Below are 4,063 nucleotides of genomic sequence, written 5' to 3'. Positions count from 1 at the left end.
GTCAGGCCCGACCCGGAGGCCCGACCAGCGGCCGCCGCGTACCGTGTCGGCCGACGAGATGAGAGCACCCATGCAGTTCCAGCACATCGCCGGGGTCGGCACGCGCGTCTGGCGGTGGAGCCGGAGTTCCGGCACGCAGCCGCGACTGCTCCACGCCGCCAAGGCCGCCGCTGCCGCAGCCCTGGCGTGGGTCCTCGCCCGGCACGTCCCCGGAGTCGCGTCCGACTACCCGTACTACGCCCCGCTCGGCGCCGTGGTCGCGATGCAGACGACGGTGTTCGCGGGCCTCCGGAGCGGCGTGCAGACCCTGGTCGGCATCGCACTGGGCATCGCGGTGGCGGCGTTCACGATGTGGGTGGGGGACCCCGGTGTCCTCGCGGTCGCTCTGGCGGTCGGGGTCGGCGTGCTCGTCGGCGGGTTCCGGATCCTCGGCGAGGGCAGCTCGTGGGTGTCGACGGCAGCGCTGTTCGTGCTGCTCGTCGGGGGTGCGCACGCCGAGGGGTACTCGCTCGGCTACCTCGTGCAGATGGCCGTCGGCGTGGTCGTCGGCCTGCTGGTGAACTTCCTGGTGTTCCCGCCGCTGCGCTTCTGGGACGCCGAGCGCCGCATCGACCAGGTGAACGGCGTGCTGGCCGAGCACCTCGACGGCCTGGCGGATGTCCTGGAGCAGGGCGAGCGGGACGAGCGGGCGTGGGACCGGGCGCAGGACCGCCTGGACCGGGCGATCGCCGACGTCCGCAGCCGGGTGTCGATCGCGCAGGAGAGCCGACGCATCAACCCGCGCGGCGCACTGCGGGGATCACGGGCACGGCTGCAGCACGACGGGTCGCGCTTCCGGGCGCTCGAGCGGGTCGCCTGGTACACGACGGACCTCACCGAGCTCGTGGCCCGGTCGGGTCCGGTGTCGTCGAACCTCGGTCGGCCGGACGAGGCGTTCACCGAACCCCTCACGACGGCGATCCGGCAGGTCGCCGCGATGGTGCGCGGCGACCACCCGCCCGAGGAGGGCGACCGTGCGATCTCGGAACTCGAGCACGCACTCGACGCCTCCCGCGAGAACCCGTCCGACGTGGCGGTGACGTCGTCGGCGCTGGTGTCGCTCCGGGGGATCGTCGAGTCCGAGCGTCGGGCGACGCAGGACGTCGACACCGAGACCGGACCGTCGACCTGACGGGCTCGACCTGACCTGACCGGCTCGACCTGACGGACCCCGCGCCTAGACTTCCCCCGTGTCCGCGCCGCGCATCGCCGTCCTCGGTCCGGTGCTCGCCGAGGACCCCACCGGCACGCTCGTGCCGCTGCCCGGGGCGCTGGCACGCACCTTCCTCACCGCACTCGTGCTGGCCCGCGGTCGCGCCGTGACCACCGCGTCCCTCATCGACGACCTGTGGGGTGACGAACCCCCGAAGGGCGCCCGCGCGGCCCTGCAGACCCTCGTCTCCCGCCTCCGCCGCGCGATCGCCGACGGGTTCGTCGTCTCGACCGCCGCCGGGTACGCCCTCGGGGTGGATGCCGACGCGACGGACCTGGGGGCGGCCGAACGGACGCTCGACGGCCCCCCGGACACATCCGTGGACGCCGCGGCGCTCCGTGCGGCACTGGACCGCTGGCGCGGTGAGCCCGGCGGTGACCTCGAGGGTCCGGTCGGGACGGCACTCGCCGACCGCGCGAGCGCGGTCCGACGGGACCTCCGTCGACGGCTGGCCACGGTCCTCCAGTCCGACGGCCAGCCGGACACCGCCGCCGCGATCTGGCGCGAGGAGGCTGCCGCCGACCCCTTCGACGAGTCCGTCGTCGCCGGGCTCGTCCGGGCACTCGCGGCCGGCGGCCAGTCGGCGGAGGCGCTCGCCGTCTTCGCCGCGCACCGCGACCGGCTGTCCGACGAACTGGGCGCGGACCCGTCGGCGGACCTGGTCCGACTGAACGCCGACGTGCTCCGCAGCGCCGGACCCGCCGGCGGCTCGGCCCGCCGGGTCGGGTTGCGGGCCGCCCCGAACGCCCTCATCGGACGGGAGGCCGACCTCGCCGCCGTCACGCGCCTCCTGTCCGAAGCGCGGCTGGTGACGATCCTCGGAGCCGGTGGACTCGGCAAGACCCGACTGGCCCAGGCCGTGGCGGCGACCGTGCCGGTGGCCTCCGGGGTCGTCGTCGTCGAGCTCGCACCGCTCAGCACCGGCGAGGACGTCGTCCCCGCGATCGGCGCGCTGCTGGGGCTCGCCGAGGTCCGCAGTGCGCGGAGCCTCCGGGACGCCGTGATCGCCGACCTGCGCACCCGGGTGGTCCGTGCGCTCGGGGAGGAACCCACGCTGCTCGTGCTCGACAACTGCGAGCACATCCTCGAGCCGGTCGCCGCGTTCGCCGCGGACCTGCTCGCGGTGCTGCCCGGACTGCGGGTCCTGACGACCTCGCGCGCGCCGCTGGCGGCCGCCGGCGAGGTCGTCGCGCCGCTGGCACCGCTGCCCGTCGAGGCGGACGGGGCCGCCGTCCGCCTGTTCACCGACCGGGCACGGGCCGCTCGACCGGGAGCCGTGCTGCCGGTCGACGCGGTCCGCCGGATCTGCACCCGGCTGGACGGTTCACCGCTGGCGATCGAACTGGCCGCCGCCCGGATCCGGGGGATGAGCGTCGACGAGATCGAGCGACGACTCGACGACCGCTTCGCGTTGCTCCGGGGTGGCGACCGGTCGGCGCCCGAGCGACACCGGACCCTGCTGGCGGTGATCGAGTGGAGCTGGCGGCTGCTCGACGCCGGTGCCCGGGACCTGCTGACCCGCCTCGCGCTGTTCCCGGACGGCCTGTCCGTCGACGCCGTCGAAGCGGTCGCCCCACCGGAGCGGCTGCACGACGCCCTCGACGACCTGGCGGAACTGGTCGAGCAGTCCCTCGTGCAACTCGTCGAGCAGGAGGGGGAGCCGGTCCGCTACCGCCTGCTCGAGACCGTCCGCGAGTTCGGTGCCGCACGACTCGAGGAGTCCGGAGCGACCGCCGATGTCCGCGCCGCGATGACGCGGTGGGCCTGCCGGACCGCCGCCGGGCACGACCTGTTCATCGTCCGGACCACGGACCAGGTCGCCCGCTTCCGGGTCCTGGAACGCGAGGCCGACAACCTCGTCACGATGCTGCGCTGGGCCCTCCGCACCGGGGACCCGGTCGCGGTCGCCCCGCTCTTCTCGGCGCTCGCCGGGTACTGGTCGTTCCGCGGGGCGCACGGCGAGGTCGCGGCCATCGCACCGGACGTCGTCGCGGTGCTCCGGACGCTGGGACCTGACGGCGGCGACCCGGCGAACGCGCCCGTGAGCGACCCGGGCGTCCGCACCGCGGCGGTCCTCGGACTCGTCATCGCCTGTGCGACCGCGGCCTTCACGGACCGCCGCACCTCGGTCCGTGCCCGCGCGGCGCTCCGCCGCCTCCGTAGGACGGGCGTGACCGGCGTGCCCGTGGTCGACGCGCAGGCCGAACTGCTGCTCACCCTCGGGCGTCGGAGCGTCGGCGAGGCCGCACTGGCCCGGCTCCGCGAGGACCCGGACGCCGGGGTGGCGTGCCTGGCACACCTGCTCAGTGCCCCGCTGACGGAGAACGACGGCGAGCTCGAACGCGCCCTGGGCTTCGCGACCCGTGCGCGGGTGCTCGCCGAGCAGGCCGGGGACGTCTGGACCTCGGGCACCGCGGCCGTCTCGGTGACGCAGCTCGCGGGGCAGCTCGGGCGGTACGACCAGGCGCTCGACGCAGCCGACGCGGCCCGTGCGCGACTCGAGCAGTTCGGCGCCGAGGACGACCTGATCGAGGTGGGGTGGAGCGTGGGGCTGAGTGCCGCCGCGACCGGGGACGTCGAGCGCGCCCGGACGCTGGCCACCGAACTCGCCGCGCTGCCGGCCTCCACCGCTGTCGGGCCGGTGGGCGGGCCGGGCGGCGGCCCCGGCGGCGAACGTGCGCAGATGGCGTTGCTCGCGCACGCGGTGCGCGCCGAGGTCGCGCGCGCCGAGGGCGACCCGGGCGGTGCGGTCGGGGAGTACCGGCGCGCGTGGGACGGCGTGCTGCCGCACCGACGTGCGGCGAGCCAGTG

General features: G+C 75.7%; 2 protein-coding genes. Both read left to right on the top strand.

What is annotated here, in order from left to right:
- Positions 1-70 precede the first annotated feature (70 nt).
- Positions 71-1,171, top strand: coding sequence for an FUSC family protein (locus QL987_RS16700; protein ID WP_290158774.1), 1,101 nt, complete (start codon positions 71-73; stop codon positions 1,169-1,171).
- Positions 1,172-1,229: 58 nt separating this feature from the next.
- The coding region (locus QL987_RS16695; protein ID WP_290158773.1) for a BTAD domain-containing putative transcriptional regulator at positions 1,230-4,063 on the top strand (2,834 nt) is incomplete at its 3' end.

Source organism: Curtobacterium sp. APC 4022 (assembly GCF_030407555.1).
Lineage (GTDB): Bacteria > Actinomycetota > Actinomycetes > Actinomycetales > Microbacteriaceae > Curtobacterium.
The sequence above is the reverse complement of the archived record's forward strand: the minus strand, read 5'-3'. Positions and strand labels throughout refer to the sequence as shown.

Bases quoted from the DNA above. Each gene is read 5' to 3' on its own strand.
- QL987_RS16700 (WP_290158774.1), top strand. From the start codon at position 71: ATGCAGTTCCAGCACATCGCCGGGGTCGGCACGCGCGTCTGGCGGTGG.